This window comes from Pseudarthrobacter phenanthrenivorans (assembly GCF_036455295.1).
Lineage (GTDB): Bacteria > Actinomycetota > Actinomycetes > Actinomycetales > Micrococcaceae > Arthrobacter > Arthrobacter phenanthrenivorans_C.
Map to the genome: position 1 here is coordinate 349,020 of NZ_JAYXNX010000002.1, position 19,200 is coordinate 368,219.

Consider the following 19,200-nt stretch of genomic DNA (forward strand, 5'->3'; position numbering starts at 1 on the left):
ATGATCGACACCAAAAAGACCCGCGCAACGGCACATCGGGGCGATTCCAGCAAACACCTGGAGAACACGCTGCCTGCCATCGCCTCTGCCATCGACGCGGGTGCAGACCTCGTGGAGGTGGACGTCCGGGTGACAAAGGACGGGCAGGTGATCCTGCTCCACGACGCCTCGCTGCTCAGGATTTGGGGTCTGGACGCCGACGCTTCAGACGTCGACTATGACCGCATCAAACAACTGGGCGCCGGCGAGGAACGGATCCCGTTGCTTTCCGAAGCCATCGAACTGTTCCGCGGCAGCCGGTCAACGCTGCTCATTGACATGGACGAAGCTGGCCCGGCAGAGGCCGCGGCCGCCGTCGTACGTGAAAGCGGCGCGAACGTGGCCTGGTGCGGGAACCTCGACGGAATGCGGACGGTCCGTGCCCTTGACCCCGCAGCCAGCATCTGGCTCCCGTGGAACAAGAGGAGCGTCCCACCCAAAGAGCTGCTTACGGAACTGAACCCCGAGTACGTCAATTCCGAGTACGTGGTTCTCAACAAGGACATCGTGAAACAGATCCAAGCCACAGGCGCCAAAGTTGCCTGCTGGACCGTAGACGACGTGGAATCCATGCGTTGGGCATTGGCACTTGGCGTGGATTCGATCACGAGCAACCGGTTGGATCTGTTGCAAAGCGCGATCGCCGAAGACCCCGAAGCATGGGCCTCGGCCCTGGCTCCCGGGCGCCTGGGCGGAGACGAGCTTCTTGAGTCTCGAAAAGTAGCCCTGGAACTTGCCGAATGGGCCGTCAGGTACATGCACGACGCCGATCGCGGTCAGGTCTCCACCAAGGCCAACCCCGGCGATCTGGTCACGGAAGTCGATGTCGCCATCGAGCGACATGTCCGCGAAGTTATCGGCGCCCGCCTCCCCGGACACACCGTGGTGGGAGAGGAAATGGGCGGGACCGCGGTGCCCGGGGCACCATGCTGGTACCTCGATCCTGTCGACGGAACCACGAACTACGTCAACCACCTCCCCTGGACGGCGTTTTCGCTTGCCTTGGCAGTGGACCGCAAACCCAAGGTGGCCGTCGTCGCAGATCCATGGCGCAGTGAGATCTTTGAAGCCGTGGCCGGCTGGGGCGCCCGCCTGAATGGTCAACCGCTATCGCTCGCTTCCCACGACACCCTGGCCCCCGCGTCGCTGGCAGGAACCGTCGTGGCGACCGAACTCGCCGGGCACTTGCCGTGGCCCGGAATGCTGGACCTCCTCGCCCAGCTCGGTGAACGGCACAGCATCATGCGGATCATGGGATCAGCAACCATGACGGTAGTGGGCGTCGCCGCAGGGCGCGGTGCCGGAGCCATTATCGGCAGCTTCAGCCCGGTCGATCACCTAGCGGCCACGCTGATCGTTCAAGAGGCCGGGGGCGTCGTCCTGAATGCTGCCGGCGAAACGGACACATTCCCCGAGCAAGGCGGGGTGTTGGCGGCGCGTCCGGAATACTCCTCCGAGCTATACGGACTCTGGAGGCAAGCACATGACAGCGCCCGCAGCTGAGGATGCGAGCCTCGACGTCGAGGCAATCTTCAATCTAGACCGGGGAAGCAAATTCGAACTGGTCGGAGAGATCCACCTTGGCTTTCCGACGCACCACCCACAAGGCATGGCATTCGTCAACGAACTGACGTTCCTGTCGTCCGTGGAGATTCTCCAGGCGCCACGTCCATCGGCCGATCCCGCGCTGCGCAGCCGCGGCCAAGGGAAAGGGCACGTCTTTGTGGTAGGAACCGGGGGCGACATGATCCATGACCTGGCCCTCGGCGAGGACACCCTTTACCATCCTGGGGGCATCGACTTCGACGGCGAACACGTATGGGTCTCGACAGCGGAGTACCGGGCCGGAGGCTCGAGCATCATCTACACGATCGATCCGGATACCTATGAGGTGCGCGAGCGCTTCCGCGTCGATGACCATATCGGGTGGGTACTCCGCGACCCAACTGCGGACCTCGTCTTCGGTGGAAGCTGGGGTTCCCGGCATCTCTACACATGGGACACAGGCGGCCGCTTCGTGGACAAGTGGGAGAACCCTGGCCACTTCGTTGACTACCAGGACGCCCAGTTCCTGCAACCTGGGCTTTTGCTTTGCAGCGGGATCTCCCTTCTGCCGCAAAACGACGGAACGGACTTTGAGCTCGGCGGACTGGCCCTCGTGGAGCCTTACCAGCACAAGATCAAAAGGGACATCCCCATTAACGTGTTCAGCCCCGCCGGGCACGTCATCACCCGCAACCCGATGACGATAACTGCCGATGAATCCGGGCTACTCCTCCACACGGCGCCAGACGACGGCCACGACACCGGGGGAACCCGAATCCTCAGCTACCGCATTACGTAACAGAAGCGCTGACGTTGGAGCCGAGATCGCACCGCACACGGACTCGTCACCTCCGATCGCTTGCCCCCAACAGGGACGCCGACCCGGGGAGCCGCAGGCGAGACAATCGGCATCCTCGTCAAACGCGGTGCTTTCAAGCGTGCACAGGGACCGGGAGGATTAGGCTGGGCCCATGAGCACCACTGTGGAAGACGTTGTGCAGGTTTATGTGCGCGCCCTTCATACTGGCAGCCGCCCCGTCCTGCCCGTCATCCTCGGAGCGGTGGCTGTCTCGACCGCCGGGATTGCCAATGCCCTTTCTCTGCAGCGGCATCAGCTGGAGGCGCAAAGCCGCGAGGCCCGGGACCTGCTGGCCGCCAGCGAGGAGCGGGAGCGGCTTCTCCAGACCGTCCTGGATACCGTCAGCGTTGGAGTCTGCGCCCTCGACGCCCAGGGCCGAATTTCCCTGATGAACCACCACCTCAGCAGCCATCTGGGGAAGACCATTACCGGAACGCCCACTCCGGAGGAGCACAAGGAGCTTCCGGTCTTTGGGGCTGACCGTAAGCATCCCCTTCCAGCGGACCGGCCTCCAGCGTCCCGCGCGGCAAGAGGCGAAACCTTCACCGATGAGCTGATCTGGTCCGGCAAAGGAACAGCACAGCGGGCCTACTCCGCGACCTCCCGGCTAGTCCGGGACTCCCGGGGCGGACACCGCGGAGGGGTTCTCGCATTCACGGACGTCACTGAACTGGTCGAGGCGCTCTCTACGAAGGACCGTTCGTCTCCAGCGTCTCCCATGAGCTCCGGAGTCCGCTGACCTCAATCCTGGGCTACCTGGACCTTGCCCTGGACGAAGAGGGCATAGACACCGAGATGGAGTTCTACCTCACCGTCGCCAAACGCAACGCCGAACGGCTCCTGCACCTGGTGGGTGACCTCCTCACCATCGCTTCAGACTCTTTGATTATCGAGCCAAAGCACGCAGACCTCGCCGAAGTGATCCGTCAGCGTCGAGGCCGCGCAGCCCAAAGCGGCCGCCAGCGGCATCACTCTGGAGCTGCTCCCCCACGGGGGCGCCACCGGTTCCTTCGATCCGGACCGCCTCGGCCAGGCCGTCGACAACCTCATCTCCAACGCCATCAAATACACCCCTCGCGGCGGCACGGTCACCGCCAAGGTCAGCACCACCGGGCACGAACTTCACTGCGAGGTCACCGACACCGGAGTCGGCATGAGCGAGGAAGAACTGAACCAGGCCTTCACCCGATTCTTCCGTGCCGAGAACGCCCACTCCTCCACGATTCCCGGCGCCGGTCTGGGCCTTGCCATCACCCGGTCAATCATCGAAAACCACCCCGGCAACATCACACTTTCCAGCACGCCGGGACAGGGCACCACGGCAGCGCTGGCCCTGCCGGCAGTCGAAGCGGAAGTTCAATCAAAGGCGGCCACCTAGCGACTGCCACCCCAACAAGCCCGACTGGAACGGCTTACCGAGCTGCCACACCCAAATGCCAGCAGGCGCTAATTTCCTCTTACCCCCACCTCACGGACTGATCCGGCCTTTCAGAGTCTTCATTACCAGCGCTGGAGTGAGAAGCCTGAAAGTTGAGGCGCCCCGGAGGCAGCGATCAACCATCTGGCAAGATCCAAGGCGACGAAACGGAGCGCCCGCGCACTAACACCCGGCCCTTGAGTGGGCACCTAGGCACCAGCAAAGAGCGCTACCCGGCGATCTGCCGGGTAGCGCTCGCGTAGGACAGTCGCGGATCCGACCAGGACGATGGTACGGAAATCAATCCTGCGCCAGGTTTGCTTTGAGCAGTGGCGGGCGGGATTCAGGGTTTGCGATTCGCGGCGACGGGCGGTCCGCTCACCCACTCCGTTTCGGTGGCGCGAAGCCATGGGTAGGGCAAGAGATCTTCGATGCCGACGGTGCCCACCCTTCCTTCAGCGTCAACCAGAACCCTAGTATCCAGTCCGTAGCTCCGTAGTAATTCCCGACAGATGCCACATGGATTCGGCGGCGCCTTGAAGTTCGAAATGCCAACCCGGCGTACGGAACAGTACCCATAACAATACAATTACTGCAGGAATCTTGGCAGAGGTTCCAAAGACCTGATAAGACCGAGCTATCGCTATTTAATCGATGTGTTGTGCACACTGTGTCGAGTAGAGCCAGTTAATCAATCGTTCAGCTCCCATCGGTCCACCGCTTCACCAAACTTCATCGGCTCGTCCCGCCTGAAGGTGAAGCTGGCTCCATGACTGACGACAAAGAAATTTTTAGCTCCGGGTTCTCACGCCGCGGCTTTTTCGGCACCGCGGCAGTAGCGGGCGTAACAGCCGCCTGGGCATCGGCAGCACCGGCTTCGGCCGATGACAGGGCAAAGCTGCCTTCCTCGGCGGGCGATCCGCTGACCACCCCGGTAGTGAACGGGCTGCATCTGCAGTTCGGTGCCGACGCTTCCAGCGAAGTTGTCGTCTCATGGCACACCCTGCAGCCGGTCAAGAACGCGCGGGCAATGCTCGGTGAAACCGATGGAAGCTACGGCCGGACCGAGGAGGCCGTTGAAACCAGCTACGTTGACGCCAAGTCCGGGCAAAAGGTCTACGCGTACCACGCCAAACTGACCGGGCTCGCCCCGTCCCACGACTACGTCTACGCCGCGATCCACGAAGGCGCACAGGCGGAGTTCGGCTCCTTCAAGACAGGTCCCCGCGGTCGCGGAAAGATCACCTTCACCAGCTTCGGCGACCAAGGCACCCCCACCCTTGGAAAGAAGGCCACCATTGCCAATGGTGGACAGCAATGGGTCAACGACAACCTGGGCTCCCCGGCGGCCGGCGACATGCCGGCCGGGGTTGAGCGCGTCCAGCCACTCTTCCACCTCTTCAACGGTGACCTCTGCTACGCCAACCTCTCCGAGAACCGCGTCCGGACCTGGACAGACTTCTGGGACAACAACTCGCGCAGCGCCCGCCACCGGCCGTGGATGCCCGCAGCCGGGAACCACGAAAACGAACTCGGCAACGGGCCGATCGGATACGCCGCCTACCAGACGTACTTCTCCGTTCCCCCGCAGCCCGGGCAAACAGATGCCACCCGCGGACTCTGGTACTCATTCACGGCGGGTTCGGTCCGGATCATCAGCCTGGCCAACGACGATGTCTGCTATCAGGACGGAGGCAACAGCTACGTCCGGGGCTACTCGCAGGGCGCACAGAAGGCCTGGCTGGAGAAGGAGCTCAGCGCGGCACGATCGGACAAGAGCATCGACTGGGTGGTGATCTGCATGCACCAGGTCGTCATCAGCACCGCTGGATCCTTCAACGGCGCCGACCTCGGCATCCGGCAGGAGTGGGTGCCCCTCTTCGACAAGTACGGAGTCGACCTCGTCGTGTGCGGCCACGAGCACCACTACGAACGCTCCCACCCGATCCGCGGCCAGCAGAAGAACGCAACACTGACCCCCATCCCCGCGGACACCCGCAAGGACGTCATCGACACCACCAAAGGCACCGTCCACATGGTCCTCGGAGGCGGAGGAACTTCCGTAACCTCGAACCAGCTGTTTACCAACCCTCCCGTTTGCCGGGTCATCACCGCGGTGGGTGAGCCAGACCCCACCACCCATAAGCGGCCTCCGGTCTACGTCCAGGAAGACGCCCCCTGGTCAGCACAGCGCGACGCCGCCAACTCCTACGGCTTCGCATCCTTCAGCGTTGACCCCGGCACCGAACCCGGAGGAACAACAAAAATTGAAGTGACCTACTACAACGTCACCGGCCCCCAGGGCCAGCTCGCTTCCTTCGAAACCTTCACGCTCCAGCGGTCCCGCACGGATTCACCACAAGAAGCCGGAGCGGAGGACAAGAACAAGAGCAGGTCATGACTTCTCCGGCGCCGACAGAATAAAACACTCGCCGGCCCAGGCCGGGTAGCCCTCACGGGCGCCCGGCCTCTCTCGTGTCCGTTACGTGAGAGCCAGGGCAACCCCGGTCCCGCGCCGGTGATGACCGTCTCCGGAGCCAATACGTTGAGTGCAGGGCACCTCGTCGACGGCCTCCGTAAATAAGCACTACATTGGTGCCCTGATTCCCCGGCCACGCCCCCTCACCCCTGGCACGACCACAAGGATGCGCATTCGCCCCGCGATCCCTCCTTGCGGACGACTCCTGCAGGGCTGCGCCGCCAGGCAGTACCGACGTCGGCCCCCGCCGTACCGTTCGCCGCCACAAAGCAAACCTCCCGTTCCCGGCGATCCCTTCGCGGCCCGAAACTGCCCGCGGCACCCGGGCAGTGGATGAGAAACCCGTCATCCACATCCGCGGACTCAAAGCAGGCTATGGCACCAACACCGTACTTGAAGGCATCAACCTCGACGTCTACGCCGGTGACTCCGTGGCCCTGCTCGGTGAATCAGGCCCCGGCAAGACCACACTGAGCCGATGCATCGCCGGGCTGCATCATGATTTCAGCGGGTCACTGAGCCTCGACGGCGAACCACTGGCCCCCAGCAGCTTCAAACGAAGCAAGGAACAGCGCAGGCGCGCCCCATACATCTTTCAAAACCCCTACGAATCCCTGAACCCCGCCGCACCGTGGAGGAACTCATTCGACGCAACATCGCACAGCAGGTCGCCGTGCTCGAACGCGGCCAGATAGTCGAATTTGGGCACGTAGAGGACGTGTTCGCGAAGCCTCAGCACATTTACACACGCTCATTGATCCAAGCCACCCCAAACTTCCAAGTCTCCGGACTCCTGCTACCAGCCGGTGCCGGAAGTACCTCAGATCCCACCGACGATGCCAGCTGTTGCCGGTGATCCCGTGCCCGAGCGCGGCAAGGCCGATCAGTGCGATGCTAGCGCAAGCTCTCAAGCTACGTTCACGACATCGGCGAGCCAGTGGAATGCAGTGACTCCGCTGCTGCAGGGATGCGCCAGCTGTGAAAACTTGCCTCGGAGGCCTGCTTTGGACGTTGCCGAGTACGTCCCGGCGCTGAGCCGGGCGTCATGGGAGAACGAGGGCGACACGGATGGGTTCCAAACGCTCTGCGAACCGTTCCACATATTCCGCCGCATCCGGGAACCGTTGACGGCGTGGGCTTTTCCGATGACTCCATCGCCCGGGGAGCTCATGGGGATCGCCTTGCAGAATCGTGGGCTGTGCCGCTGGCACGGCCCACGATTCTAAGCCGGCGTTTTCCGGCCATTCACCTTGACCCCCTAGGCTCCCGTCATGATTAGTCTGATTCAGGCAGCAGTGCTTGGCGCTCTCCAAGGTATAACCGAGCTTTTCCCCATTTCCAGCCTGGGTCACAGCGTGATTCTTCCAAAGCTTTTCGGGTGGAATCTGGATCAGTCCGAGCCCTCATTCCTGGCATTTCTTATTGCCACACACCTGGCCACGGCAATTGTCCTGTTCTTCTTTTTCTTTAAAGACTGGATACAGGTCTTCAAGGGCCTGGGGAGGGTCATCCGGGACCGGAAGATCGACGCCTCTGACGCTTATGCCAAACTCGGCGTGCTGCTTGTGGTGGGAACTATCCCCGCTGGCATCCTGGGCCTGATGTTGGAAAAGCCCATCCGGGCCTTGTTCTCCACGCCTCTGATCGCAGCAGTCTTCCTGATTGTCAACGGACTGGTGCTGTTCACTGCCGAGCGCCTCCGACGGCGGCAGCGGACCGCAGTCGGGGCGCAGTTGTCCGCGTCCGCCGGGACTGTTCGGGAGGTCCCGGCGGACGCGGCCGGGACCAAGGGTTTCCACGCCGATGACTGGGCCTCCGACGCTGAAATCTCCACGGCCCTTTCCTGGCGGCAGGCGCTGGGGATTGGTGCGGCACAGGCAGCGGCCCTGTTGCCGGGCATCTCACGGTCGGGCGCGTCGATGGTGGGCGGCCTGCTGTGTGGGCTCAGCAACGAAAGCGCTGCCCGGTTCAGTTTTTTGCTGGCGACCCCCGTTATCGGCGCGGCAGCGGTCCTGAAACTCCCGGAGCTGTTCGGCCCTGCCATAGTGGATGAGCGTGGCGCTTTCATCATGGGCGCGTTGTGTGCCGCCGTCGCCGCTTGGTTCGCCACGAAGTTCCTGTTGCGGTTTTTCGAAACCCGAACGTTGATGCCGTTCGCCATTTACTGTGTAGTCGGCGGCGTCGTGTACTTCTGCGCGATGCTCATCACAGGCTGAGTCCCCGACCCACCGAGTCACCAGGCCCGTTCTCTCCTCCTTCGCCCCGCTGGACGCCAGAGACGTGTCGACCCCGCTGGCTTAACAAACCACCACCGCGATCAGAGCTAATACGAGCATTTCGCCCAAGCGTCGCTGAGCATACCGGTTCCACCCTCCGCGGCTGTCAGGCTCGATTATTGAGGACGAGAACCTGCAACTGTTCCCGTGAGGTGCCGCGGACGGCGGGTGGCGACCACGAAGGTGCGGCACCGTTATGGGTGGCACAAATCCGAGGTAAAAGCCGATCTAACAAGGGAGGACCGGGCTTCGTGGCCAAGGCCGGAGTTGCCGTCATGGCCCGGGCCCCGTCCTGGATGCCCAAGGCACAGCCCATCGTTCGGTGACGGAATCTCCATTGTCGGTTTGGGTGGGTCGAGTTGCTACCTGGGCAGGGTGAAGTAACTCCTGGAATCACGAGGGGCCGGGGCTTTCCCGCGGACGACGTCAAGTTCCGCTATGTCCACGAGCTTCCGGTGCCCGGTGAGCACGTCCATCATCCAGAACAGCTCCTGGTTGGGAGCGATGTCCGATACCTCTCCCCGGTGGACAAGACTGCCCTTGTAGTAGGCCTCAACGGTTTCCCCGGAAGTGAGCTCGTTGTTGGAGCGAATGAGTGCATGGCGGGAATCGATGACCTGTGAACTATCCATGCTTCCAGCGTTGCACCCAAAGGTTACTGGAAGGTAACCAGGGTGATGCTGCGCTGCGATTGCGGGACGGTCCCGTGATCTCGAGAAACGATGCTGCCGGATCGGCCTTACGGATACTTCCTCGTAGCCGGATGCGGAGAGACGGAGCCATGCGAGGTGCACGACGTTCCAGTCCAACGACGAATTCCATGGCCGCGTAAGTGTGGACAATGTCCACACGCCCTTTGGCTGGACAAATGATGGCCACAACACTCTCCCGCATCGCTGAGATCCGGCGCCAGAAAGGCTGTACATTGAAATCATGGAGGTCATGTCGTCCCGACTCCCCCTGCCCATGAATAGGTGCAGGCCAACCCGGGCATACCGACAGAATCGACGGGAGGTAACGCAGGAACCCACCTGCAGCGGGCCGAGGGCCCCCAGCCAAGGATCCTGAACCCGCCACGCACACACCTGAATAGGTCACCGCGGCGGCCAGTCCACAGCCCGCGACCCAACCCGTCAGACGACGCGAACGCAAGCTTTGTCAACACGTCAAAGCAAAATCGCCCCTGACGAAGGAATACGTCGTGCCCGAGGTGGGACTCGACCTGCATTCCAGGCCTTGCAAACAAAGGGAACTCCGGAAAACATGCAGAATCCGGGGAAGTTCGAAGGCTCTACAAGGCAATCCGAGACCAATAGTGTGGACATTGTCCACACTTCCTTTCCGCTCAGCTCCACTGTCCTCGAACGGTAGTGGCCAGGTTGCGGGCAACGCCCATGCGATGGCGGTCCGGGCAGTCCGACGTCGAGTCAGGCCGTTAGAGGCGATTCGTCGTCCACCGCGGCGGTGTTCGATGCAGGCGTCGGGTTTGCGGCAAGCGCCTGGCGCCGGCGGTAGATCTGGATACCGATAGCCACCGGTATGGTGGTGACGGCGACGGCCCGCATCCAGGGCCTGTCCAAAACATGACCGGTGACGGCATCGAGCGAAACCCGCCCTGGTCCCCCGATCGCGAAAGACGTGGCCGCGAGCCCGAGCACGGCCGGATATTCCAGGCCTCCGTCCATCGCGAAGAAGCCGTTAGGCGCGTGCACGCTGGCAGCGACCCCCATCGTCGTGGCTGCGGCTGCTCCGGCCGCCGGCGTGGCGAAGCCCAGAGCAAGCGCCAGTCCGGCACCCGCTTCACCGAGACCGGCCAACATGGCACTGGTCTTTGCAGGGTGGAAGCCCATGGCATCCATGCCCTTGCTGGTCTCCTCAATACCGCCGCCGCCGAACCATCCGAAGAGTTTCTGCGACCCATGTGCGACGAGGACACCGCCAAGCGCGGCACGGAACAGGGTACGGGCCGCGGTAGTGGCTGCCGGCGTTACATTTTCATGACTCACGGTAATGACCCTTCCGATCAATGATGCTGGATCAAGCCTTCGGGCCATTTTAGGACAGCCCTTTCGGATCGTCGGCGACGTCGTCCTCATGAGCCCTTGCTGCTCCTGGAGAGACTGCAAGGGCAACGCGGCCACGGCAACGGCGTCACCCCGCTTATGGTCCCTCTGCGGCATGCTGAATCCGCACGCCATGGCAAGCGGATCCCTCCATGTCCCCGGAACAGTGCTCATGACCGACGCGGGAGTCAATGTTCGCCACGTAGACCATGTGCTCGCCGAGTGCTTCATTTTGGGGACACGCGGCGCCGAGGCGCATCACACCCGGGATGTACGATGTAGCCCGCACCCCAAGCGCGACAGTAAATACAGGGAGGCAGGATGAACACGGCATCGTTAGCGGGCAAGGTCGCCATCGTTACTGGCGGCGGACGCGGACTCGGGCATGCAATGACGCTCGGCCTGGTCCGCGCCGGCGCCAGCGTCGTCATCTCGGCCGCGCGCGAGGGGCACGAGATCGACAGGGTCGCCGATGAGATCAACGTGATGCTCGGAGTTCGCCGCGTGCTGGCCGTGCAAGCGGACGTAACCCAGGAAGCCGATTGCCGGCGCTTGGTCGATGAAGCACTCGCTACCTTCGGTGGTCTTCACGTCCTGGTCAACAACGCCGGGCGCGGTATGAAGTACGTCAGCCCGACCTTCCTGACCGAACCTACGCGGTTCTGGGAAGTCGACAGTGACACCTGGCGGACTATTATCGACACCAACGTCAACGGTCCGTTCCTGATGGCGAAGGCGGCCGTGCCGCAGATGTTGCATCAGCAATGGGGCCGCATTATCAACATCACCATGAACCATCAGACCATGCGCCGCGCCGGCTTTTCGCCCTACGGCCCATCCAAAGCCGCGCTCGAATCCGAAACCGTAATCTGGGCACAGGACCTGGCCGGATCGGGCATCACTGTCAACGGCCTGCTGCCTGGGGGTGCCACCGATACGGGCATGATCCCCGACGGTGTATCCGAAGCATTGCGCAGCCAATTGCTCCGGCCCGAGGTAATGGTCGAGCCGCTGCTCTGGCTGGCCTCAGAGTCCTCGGCAAATGTCACGGGCATGCGCCTGGATGCGGCGCGCTGGGACAGCACCCTTACGCCTGACCGGGCCGCCGCGGCAGCGCTCGAGCACGCGGGCTGGGTTAGCCAGTCTCCGGACTGAATAGTTGGTTCGACGCCGCTCCCCGTGATTCGCTGACGGAATCTTCGTCGTCCGCGTTACGGGTCCGGCAGTCGGACGGTCTTTGCAGCTAAGACGGATTGACGAATCTTCATGCTCGACCGTGGCCTTTGCAGTGGTGCTTGAGAGTGGGCGGCTCGTGCCGGAGGGGCTCTAATACCTGGGCGGCAGCCATCTTCTTCGGACCGGTTCCCGGTCCTCTCGGCGCAATTGCGGGTCACGGTGAGAGTGCAAGCAGACCCCTGCTGCCCCCTGCTGCAATGTTACGGCCGGGTAGCTCTCGACTTCCTTAATAAGGGTACTTAGTATTAAGGACCGGTATCTACCATTTCGTGAAGGGGTCGGCCAGCCGGTTCTCCGAAGCAGCCTTCCACCTTAACTCCTTAGACCTCCCGGCCATTTGGGTGGACCCAGAGGTCCTCTACATATCCCACTCCCTCGTGACTGACGCACGCGTACCAGGATGGCGCGCGCCTTGAGCGCGCTTGTGCGCGGCAGCGGGGACCCAGGAAGAGAGCGAACAATGAAGGCAGTAGTTTACAAAGGACCGAACGACGTCAGCGTCGAGGACATCCCCGACGCCGAAATTGAGCACCCCGCCGACGTGCTGGTGCGCATCACCTCAGCAAACATCTGCGGCTCCGACCTTCACATGTACGAAGGGCGAACCAGCTTTGAAACCGGCCGTTCATTCGGACACGAAAACCTTGGGGAGGTGGTGGAGACCGGCCCTGCCGTGAGCAAGGTCAAAGTCGGGGACCGCGTGGTGCTGCCGTTCAACATTGCCTGCGGATTCTGCAAAAACTGCGAACGCGGCTTCACCAACTACTGCCTGACCATGCAGCCCGAACCAAAGCTCGCAGGCGCCGCCTACGGCTTCGCAGACATGGGGCCCTACCAAGGCGGACAGGCGGAATACCTGCGCGTGCCATACGGGGACTTCAACTGCCTGCGCCTTGGCGAGGACGCGGCCGAGAAAGAACTCGACTATGTCATGCTCGCGGACATCTTCCCCACGGGCTGGCACGCCACAGAGATGGCCGGGGTATACCCGGGAGACTCCGTTGTCATCTACGGTGCCGGACCGGTAGGAATCATGGCCGCCTACTCAGCCATCATCAAAGGCGCCGGCAAAGTCATGGTGGTGGACCGCCAAAACGACCGCCTGAAGCTGGCCGAAGAGATCGGCGCCATCCCTGTCAATGATGCCGAAGTGGACCCTGTCGAGTTCGTGAAGGACCAGACCATGGGCTTCGGCGCAGACCGGGGCTGTGAATGCGTGGGCTACCAGGCGCACGATCCCGGCGGAACCGAACACCCCAACATGACCCTGAACCGGCTCGTGGACTCCGTGCGCTTCGTCGGCGGCCTGGGCGTGGTCGGGGTGTTCCTGCCCCAGGACCCCGGCGGGCCGGACAAACTTGAGCAGCAGGGCCAGGTGGCCTTCGACTACGGAAACTATTGGTTCAAAGGACAGACGATGGGCTCAGGCCAGTGCCCTGTCAAGAAGTACAACCGGGCCTTGCGCGACCTCATCGCCGGCGGCAAGGCCAGCCCGTCCTTCATCGTCAGCCACGAACTGCCGCTGGACCAGGCTGCTGAGGGCTATAAGAACTTCGACAGCCGTGAAGACGGCTGGACAAAGGTCGTCCTCCACCCGGCCGGCGCCTGAGCGAGGCACAGAGAGGAAACGTTCGATGTCGAAACGAAAAATTCCCGGGATGTGGCACTAATGCGCGCAATGGTTTACCGCGGCCCGTACAAGGTACGGGTCGAAGAAAAGGACATTCCAAAAATCGAACACCCCAATGACGCGATCGTGCGGGTCAGCAGGGGTGCCATTTGCGGGTCCGACCTGCACCTTTATCACGGCATGATGCCGGATACGCGGGTGGGGATGACGTTCGGGCACGAGTTCGTGGGGACCGTTCACGAGGTGGGCTCCTCCGTACAGAACGTGGCGGTGGGTGACCGGGTGATGGTGCCTTTCAACGTCTATTGCGGCTCCTGCTACTTTTGCGCCCGGGGCCTCTACTCCGACTGCCATAACGTCAACCCCAATGCGACGGCGGTGGGCGGCATCTACGGCTACTCCCACACCTGCGGAGGGTACGACGGCGGCCAGGCGGAGTTCGTGCGGGTCCCGTTTGCTGACGTGGGGCCAAGCAGGATCCCGGACTGGATGGATGAGGAGGACGCGGTGCTGCTCACCGACGCCTGCCCCACGGGCTATTTCGGTGCCCAGCTCGGGGACATTGCCGAAGGCGATACCGTGGTTGTGTTCGGCGCAGGCCCGGTAGGCCTGTTCGCGGCCAAGTCCTCCTGGCTGATGGGGGCTGGGCGGGTGATCGTGGTCGACCACCTGGAGTACCGGCTGGAGAAGGCCCGCAGCTTCGCCCAGGCCGAGACGTTCAACTTTGCCGAGTACGACGACATCGTGGTGCATCTGAAAAAAGAAACCGACTACCTGGGTGCCGACGTCGTCATTGACGCCGTGGGAGCCGAAGCGGACGGCAACTTCCTCCAGCACGTCACCGCGTCGAAACTCAAATTGCAGGGCGGCTCCCCCGTCGCGCTGAACTGGGCCATCGACTCGGTACGCAAGGGCGGCACGGTGTCCGTCGTGGGCGCGTACGGGCCCATCTTCAGCGCCGTGAAGTTCGGTGACGCCATGAACAAGGGCCTCACGCTGCGGATGAACCAATGCCCGGTCAAACGGCAGTGGCCGCGCCTGTTCGAGCACATCCAAAACGGGTACCTGAAACCCAGCGAACTGGTCACGCACCGTATCCCGCTGGAGCACATCGCGGAGGGCTACCACATGTTCTCCGCCAAGCTGGACAACATCATCAAGCCGCTCGTTGTTGCCGGCCAGTCCTGAAGGGAGCGCGCATCATGACCGAGATAGCCACACCTTATATTGCCGACAAACGCACACCCCGGAAGTCCGCGGAAGACCTGCGGGCGCAGATCCCGGGATGGGGCGCCGACCTCGATCCGGCCGACCGGCCCTCCTACCCACGGGAGCAACCCGGGATCGAGACAGGCGCGCGCTGGGACTTTCCCGAGCGCCAACCGGAGAAATGGCCCCGGGAACGCTCCGTCGAGCACGCCTTCCTCCCCCCTGTCTTCGGAACCTCCACCCCTCCGGCCGGGCTCTCCGGAGCCATCCGGAGGTACGCCTACAAGTACAGCGAGGGCCGGGCCGCGCACTGGCTGTTACTCATCGGCGCTGACCGCGTGGATGCCTGGGAACACCACCTGAAATCCCTCGCCACCTCGCACCCCGACAACCCCATCACCGAAACCGGGGTAGTCAGCGAGTTCCGCCGGGGCGGCTTCCGCTCACGCTTCGGGCAAAACCGCGCAGACGTAAACCACCAGTGGATCGACCCCATCATCGTGGCCGGCCCCTGGGTGATGGCCGCCATCGGGCTCACAGCGGCCTACAAGACCTTGCGAAAGGAGCGCACATAACCTGACTACCGTTCCGCCACGTAGGAGGAATGCCGGCTGTAACAGCAACCAAGGTGCGCCGCGATTCCTGCCGCGGTGGCCCAGGCAAAATGGGCGCCGCGGCTGGAGTTCCTGTGCCGGGTGTTGCCGTGCAGACCTGCCCGCATAAAAAGGGGCTGCGACTCGGGGCATCGGTTCAGGTCTCAGGAATGGCGGGACACTTCAAGCAGCGGCGCTTTTACTGGGAAAGTCGAGCCGAGCCCGAGCCACAAGCAACGGGCCTCAACGAGTTTCTGCCCCTCGATAACATGCTCGTGCCTCTGGCCCATGAACGGAACTGATCGTGGAACCCACGAATGGCGGCGGGTGGGAATCGGAGGAAAGCAGATGACCGATTCGGAGACAGTCGGCACGGGCCAAGAAGGTACTGCCGCCAAGAGCGGCCGGGGGCGCGGGACGGCGGTGGACGGACGGCTCCGCCGTCTCATGGGTTTACTGGGGCCCGGCCTGATTACCGGGGCAGCCGATGATGATCCGTCAGGGATCGCGACCTATGCCCAGGCCGGTGCGAGTTTCGGCAACGGGATGTTGTGGGCCGCACCGTTGACACTGCCGATGATGATCGCAGTGCAGGAAATCAGCGACCGTACCGCTCTGGCGACAGGTGAAAGCCTCGGCGCCTTGATCCGTCGGAAATTCTCCCGTAAACCCAAAATCATCATCGGCGTCCTGATGGTGGCTTTACTCGTGGCCAACACGCTTAACATCGCTGCAGACCTGATGGCGGTCGGTCAGGGCATGGAATTGCTGGGCGCCGGTCCGAACCATGTGTGGAGCGCTGTCTCCGGCATAGCCATCGTCGCGACCCTGATGACGGGTTCTTTCAGCGTGATTGCGAAAGTGTTCAAATGGCTGTGCCTGGTCCTGCTGGCCTACGTCGGGGTACTCTTCGTCGCAAGTGTCGACTGGAAGGACGTATCTGCTGGTCTGCTCGGGCTGCAGTTCCGGTGGGACTGGGACTACTTGGGCCTGATCGTCGCGGTTCTCGGCACGTCGATTTCGCCGTACCTGTTCTTTTGGCAGTCGGCCCACCGGGTTGAGGAGATGCGCGCCGAGGACCTGGGCGGCAAGCATGCGGTGGCATTACCGGACCGGGACGGCGACGCCGCAGGCCGGAAACTTCGGCATGCCCGGGCCGACGTGTTTATCGGCATGTTCTTCTCCGTGCTGGTTATGTTCGCGATTATCGCAGCGACCGCCGCTACCCTCGGCAAGAACGGGACCGAGATCAAGACTGCGGCAGATGCTGCCAAGGCTCTTGAACCGGTTGCAGGACCGGCCGCAAAAATGCTCTTCTCGATCGGGTTCATCGGCTCTGGTTTTCTTGGTATCCCTGTTTTGGCGGGGTCCGCTTCGGTGGGGTTGGCCGGGCTGATGGGAACCAGGTGGGGCTTTGACCGGAACCCCCGCACGGCGCGGTTCTTCTACATCCTCCTAGGCGTCGGCGTAGTTGGCGGAGTCATGATCGCTACATTCGTCGGCAACCCGATCGGCCTGCTGGTCCTCAGCGCCGTAGTCAATGGAATCGCTGCCGCACCCTTCCTGATCGTCACCATGCTCATCTCCGGAGACCGAAAAATCATGGGCCGCTACACCAACGGCAAACTCGCTTCCACAATAGGCTGGAGCAGCGCGGCGATCATGACCGCCGCCGGCGCCGTCGGCATTTACACCACACTCACAAACAAGGGCGGATAACCCACGCCGTCCCGAATTGACGGACGGTGCGGGAACACCGTCATGGGCTCCAGCTGCCCTGGGGCGACCCGCGCCGCGGCTGGGACGTCGTCTCTGCCGCGCGGGGCGATGTCCCATGGAAAGCCTCCTTCGACGCCGCCTTCGATAGCAAGGGCTAGACTTTCCTACTTGTCCTGGCCCAGGTCGAGGACCTCGGGGTTGACGATATTGCGGGGCCGCCGGCCCAGGCAGGCGTCCACTACGTTCTCCGCGGTCCGCCGTTTCAGTTCGTCGCTGGATTCCTCCGTGTACCACGCGGTATGCGGTGTAAGCACCACGCGGTCAAGGTCGAGCAAACCACTGTTGAGGGGAAGGGGTTCTTCTTCGAAGACGTCCAGCCCTGCTGCCCGGACCCTGCCGTTCTTCAGGGCATCAACCAGAGCCTCGGTGTCGATCACCCCGCCGCGGCAGGTGTTCACGATGGTGGCCCCCGCCTTGAACTGTTCCAGGGTGCGGGGGTTGATCAAGTGATGGGTGTGCTTGTTCAACGGCACGTGCAGGGATACGACGTCGGACTGGGCCAGCAGCTCGTCGAAGCCAACCACCTGGATGCCTTCTTTAGTGGTGGTCCCCGGGGTGTGGAGGGGATCGTAGCCCAGGGCGCGGAAGCCGAGCGCCTTGGCCTTGGCCGCCGTGGCCGCGCCGATCAGGCCGAGTCCGATCACGCCGAATGTCTGTGAGGAGAAACGGCGCAGCGGTTTGACCGAGTCGAGCAGGTTCTGTCCGGACCGGACTCCCCTGTCCAGGTCCGGAATGCCGCGGGCCAATGTCAGGGCAAGGGCAATGGCGTGATCGCTGACGTCTTCCACGCCGTAATCGGGCACGTTGGAGACAACGACACCGCGTTCCGTTGCGGCCTGAACGTCAACCGTGTCCACACCCACCCCGTACCGGCTGACGGCTTTCAGCCTGGGCAGGCCCGTGATGACGCGTTCTGTGATGGGTGCGTACTGAACGATGAGCCCGTCCGCATCGGCCGCAGCCTTCAGGACGTCATCCTCGGTCCTGCAGTCGGCCCGCACCAGCTCCACGCCATTGGCGTCAGCGACCGCCTGCTCTTGGCTGATCGATTCGAATTCGTAGTCAGTGATCAGTATGCGTGGCATGTCCGTCCTTCCTTTCTTTCTTTCTTTCTTTCTTTCTTCCCAGGATCATGTGATTTTCAGGCCCAGCGGAGGATCAACGGGTCCTTGCGCTTGGCCATCTCCACGAGCTGTGCACGCGTGTCGGGCTGCAGCTCCCCCACCGGCTGCCGTGTCCTGTCGCTGGCAATGATGTTCCCTTCCTTCATCAGTACCTTGGTTGCCCGCAGCCCGCACTGCCGGTTTTCGAAGTGGATGAATGGAAGAAGGTTTTCCCAGGCGGTGATGGCTTTGTCCCGCTCCCCGGCGTGGAAGTCGCGAACGATCTGGCCCAATTGGTCGGGCACCATGCAGCTGCTCATGGTGCCCCGCGCACCGGCTTCGAGATCGGGAATGAGGGTGATGGCCTCTTCGCCGTCGAATAGTCCGGGCAGGGACGATCCGGCGCAGGTGCCTAGGGCACGGAGTTTCTCGGCCGCCTGGGGCATTTCGATCTTGGCGTAGTTCACGTTCGGCACCTCCTTGGCAATGCGGGTGAGCAGGCCTACGGACAGGGGCGTGGTGCTCATCGGTGCATCCTGGATCATGATGTCCACGTCCAAGCCGTCGGCCACCCGCTTGAAGTACTCCAGCACGGCCTCGTCGTCCACTTTCATGGTGGCCCCGAAGAACGGCGGCATGAGCATGACCATCTCCGCCCCCAGCTCCTGGGCACGGAGGCTGCGTTCCCGGGCGATCCGCGAGCTGAAGTGGCTGGTGGTGACGCAAACCGGCAGCCGTCCGTCCAGGTGCTCCATGGTGGTCCGGAGCACCTGCTCGCGTTCCTCGTCAGTCAAAGAGAACTGCTCGGAGTAGTTGGCCAGGATGCAGACGGCGTCCGACTTGCCGTCCACCAGGTAGTCCAGCACGCGGCGCTGGCCGTCCAGGTCCAGCTCCTCGTCATCGGCGAAAATGGTGGGCGCTACCGGCATTACGCCAGTGATGGCACTCATAGGTTTGTCCTTAATAGGTTGG

19 protein-coding genes and 2 pseudogenes are annotated in these 19,200 nt (G+C 62.8%); 15 read left to right on the forward strand and 6 right to left on the reverse strand.

The genetic code is table 11. From position 1 onward, the window contains the following. From VXJ37_RS04010 to VXJ37_RS04025, 4 genes and pseudogenes are all read left to right on the forward strand, one after another. Positions 1–1,542, forward strand: coding sequence for an inositol monophosphatase family protein (locus tag VXJ37_RS04010; protein WP_331321761.1), 1,542 nt, complete (start codon positions 1–3; stop codon positions 1,540–1,542). Then, complete coding sequence (locus tag VXJ37_RS04015) at positions 1,523–2,383, forward strand: DUF6454 family protein (protein ID WP_331321762.1); 861 nt, start codon at positions 1,523–1,525, stop codon at positions 2,381–2,383. The genes VXJ37_RS04010 and VXJ37_RS04015 overlap by 20 nt, the downstream gene beginning before the upstream one ends. A 172-nt stretch (positions 2,384–2,555) precedes the next feature. Then, positions 2,556–3,182, forward strand: coding sequence for a PAS domain-containing protein (locus tag VXJ37_RS04020; protein WP_331321763.1), 627 nt, complete (start codon positions 2,556–2,558; stop codon positions 3,180–3,182). A 17-nt stretch (positions 3,183–3,199) separates the two neighbouring features. Next, a pseudogene (locus VXJ37_RS04025) lies at positions 3,200–3,259 on the forward strand (hypothetical protein); the annotation flags it as partial. A 70-nt stretch (positions 3,260–3,329) separates the two neighbouring features. Here the strand turns inward: VXJ37_RS04025 and VXJ37_RS04030 are convergent. After that, positions 3,330–3,569, reverse strand: coding sequence for a hypothetical protein (locus VXJ37_RS04030; RefSeq protein ID WP_331321764.1), 240 nt, complete (start codon positions 3,567–3,569; stop codon positions 3,330–3,332). Between VXJ37_RS04030 and VXJ37_RS04035 the strand changes: the two genes are divergently transcribed. The 4 genes from VXJ37_RS04035 (at position 3,504) to VXJ37_RS21115 (ending at position 7,195) form a co-directional block, all read left to right on the forward strand. After that, positions 3,504–3,821, forward strand: a complete 318-nt coding sequence (locus VXJ37_RS04035) for a sensor histidine kinase (RefSeq protein ID WP_331321824.1) — start codon at positions 3,504–3,506, stop codon at positions 3,819–3,821. The genes VXJ37_RS04030 and VXJ37_RS04035 overlap by 66 nt on opposite strands. Before the next feature lie 808 nt (positions 3,822–4,629). Then, the gene (locus tag VXJ37_RS04040) at positions 4,630–6,261 is read left to right on the forward strand and encodes a purple acid phosphatase family protein (protein WP_331321765.1); all 1,632 of its coding nucleotides are present in this window, start codon (positions 4,630–4,632) and stop codon (positions 6,259–6,261) included. A 407-nt stretch (positions 6,262–6,668) separates the two neighbouring features. Next, positions 6,669–7,034, forward strand: a complete 366-nt coding sequence (locus tag VXJ37_RS04045) for an ATP-binding cassette domain-containing protein (RefSeq protein ID WP_331321766.1) — start codon at positions 6,669–6,671, stop codon at positions 7,032–7,034. Continuing rightward, a complete protein-coding gene (locus tag VXJ37_RS21115; protein ID WP_369605601.1) occupies positions 7,013–7,195 on the forward strand; it encodes an ABC transporter ATP-binding protein in 183 nt (60 codons plus the stop codon). The genes VXJ37_RS04045 and VXJ37_RS21115 overlap by 22 nt, the downstream gene beginning before the upstream one ends. Positions 7,196–7,246: 51 nt before the next feature. Here VXJ37_RS21115 and VXJ37_RS04050 read toward each other — a convergent pair whose 3' ends face one another. Then, a complete protein-coding gene (locus tag VXJ37_RS04050) occupies positions 7,247–7,510 on the reverse strand; it encodes a hypothetical protein (RefSeq protein ID WP_331321767.1) in 264 nt (87 codons plus the stop codon). 100 nt (positions 7,511–7,610) lie between these two features. On the opposite strand from VXJ37_RS04050, the gene VXJ37_RS04055 reads away from it, so the two are divergent. Continuing rightward, the gene (locus VXJ37_RS04055; protein WP_331321768.1) at positions 7,611–8,555 is read left to right on the forward strand and encodes an undecaprenyl-diphosphate phosphatase; all 945 of its coding nucleotides are present in this window, start codon (positions 7,611–7,613) and stop codon (positions 8,553–8,555) included. A 422-nt stretch (positions 8,556–8,977) separates the two neighbouring features. Here the strand turns inward: VXJ37_RS04055 and VXJ37_RS04060 are convergent, their stop codons facing one another. After that, a complete protein-coding gene (locus VXJ37_RS04060) occupies positions 8,978–9,247 on the reverse strand; it encodes a hypothetical protein (protein ID WP_331321769.1) in 270 nt (89 codons plus the stop codon). A 795-nt stretch (positions 9,248–10,042) separates the two neighbouring features. Further along, entirely contained in the window at positions 10,043–10,621 is a 579-nt protein-coding gene (locus VXJ37_RS04065; protein WP_331321770.1) for a DoxX family protein, read from the reverse strand. Between the two features lie 378 nt (positions 10,622–10,999). On the opposite strand from VXJ37_RS04065, the gene VXJ37_RS04070 reads away from it, so the two are divergent. The 6 genes and pseudogenes from VXJ37_RS04070 to VXJ37_RS21175 form a co-directional block, all read left to right on the forward strand. Further along, positions 11,000–11,833, forward strand: a complete 834-nt coding sequence (locus VXJ37_RS04070) for an SDR family NAD(P)-dependent oxidoreductase (protein ID WP_331321771.1) — start codon at positions 11,000–11,002, stop codon at positions 11,831–11,833. 541 nt (positions 11,834–12,374) lie between these two features. Next, the gene (locus VXJ37_RS04075; RefSeq protein ID WP_331321772.1) at positions 12,375–13,523 is read left to right on the forward strand and encodes a glutathione-independent formaldehyde dehydrogenase; all 1,149 of its coding nucleotides are present in this window, start codon (positions 12,375–12,377) and stop codon (positions 13,521–13,523) included. A gap of 60 nt (positions 13,524–13,583) precedes the next feature. Continuing rightward, positions 13,584–14,732, forward strand: a complete 1,149-nt coding sequence (locus tag VXJ37_RS04080; RefSeq protein WP_331321773.1) for a zinc-dependent alcohol dehydrogenase — start codon at positions 13,584–13,586, stop codon at positions 14,730–14,732. A 14-nt stretch (positions 14,733–14,746) separates the two neighbouring features. Further along, on the forward strand, positions 14,747–15,328 hold the full coding sequence (locus VXJ37_RS04085; RefSeq protein WP_307310011.1) for a hypothetical protein: 582 nt from the start codon (positions 14,747–14,749) through the stop codon (positions 15,326–15,328). A 441-nt stretch (positions 15,329–15,769) separates the two neighbouring features. Then, a complete protein-coding gene (locus VXJ37_RS04090; RefSeq protein WP_331321774.1) occupies positions 15,770–17,065 on the forward strand; it encodes an Nramp family divalent metal transporter in 1,296 nt (431 codons plus the stop codon). Between the two features lie 3 nt (positions 17,066–17,068). Continuing rightward, a pseudogene (locus VXJ37_RS21175) lies at positions 17,069–17,202 on the forward strand (sugar phosphate isomerase/epimerase); the annotation flags it as partial. Positions 17,203–17,229: 27 nt separating this feature from the next. Here the strand turns inward: VXJ37_RS21175 and VXJ37_RS04095 are convergent. Together VXJ37_RS04095 and VXJ37_RS04100 are read right to left on the reverse strand one after the other, a co-directional pair. Next, positions 17,230–18,210, reverse strand: coding sequence for a C-terminal binding protein (locus VXJ37_RS04095; RefSeq protein WP_331321775.1), 981 nt, complete (start codon positions 18,208–18,210; stop codon positions 17,230–17,232). Positions 18,211–18,266: 56 nt separating this feature from the next. Beyond that, the gene (locus VXJ37_RS04100) at positions 18,267–19,178 is read right to left on the reverse strand and encodes a dihydrodipicolinate synthase family protein (RefSeq protein WP_331321776.1); all 912 of its coding nucleotides are present in this window, start codon (positions 19,176–19,178) and stop codon (positions 18,267–18,269) included. Positions 19,179–19,200 lie beyond the last annotated feature (22 nt).